Annotated in this window: 1 protein-coding gene; it reads left to right on the top strand. The window is 63.0% G+C overall.

Annotated features, from left to right (window positions below):
• Positions 1 to 342, top strand: a 342-nt coding sequence (locus PQU96_RS15910; RefSeq protein WP_272773381.1) for a transposase, incomplete at its 5' end; no start/stop codon positions are given.
• Positions 343 to 594: the final 252 nt, after the last annotated feature.

Genomic DNA, 594 nt, shown 5'->3' on the forward strand with positions numbered 1-594 from the left:
GCCACCGCACTGCTTGCCGCGATCGGCGATATCGGACAGTTCCGGCAAGGACGGGATCTGGCCGCCTGGCTGGGGCTGGTGCCGCGGCAGCACAGCAGTGGCGGCAAAGACTGCCTGCAGGGCATCAGCAAGCGCGGGGACAGCTATTTGCGCACGCTGCTGATTCACGGTGCGCGCGCCGTGGTGAGAACGGCAACGGGCAAGGATGATGCGCGCAGCGACTGGATCAAGCGGCTGCTACAGCGGCGCAACAAGAATATCGCGGCGGTGGCGGTGGCGAACAAGAACGCCCGCATTGCGTGGGCGCTGATGAGCAAGGACACCGATTATCAACCCGGTTGAGCTGCGGGCAGGCCCACGACTCAGCCGGGTTTCGAGAAGAAGTAAGTTAAGGAGCACGTCCCACCACGGTTGCGAAGCATGAAACGTTGATGGCCAACAGGTCGAACCGGCGTCTTGAGACCCTTGCTTATCCGGTGTGCCTTGAGCACGCTAGCCCGATCAGGACAGGACGCGCGAATAGCCCATCATGGCCCGAGCCGCGAGGCTCAGCATAGAGGCCGGATATACGTGAGCAGTCGTACCTCCACGCCA

Source organism: Vogesella margarita (assembly GCF_028548475.1).
Taxonomy (GTDB): Bacteria; Pseudomonadota; Gammaproteobacteria; order Burkholderiales; family Chromobacteriaceae; genus Vogesella; species Vogesella margarita.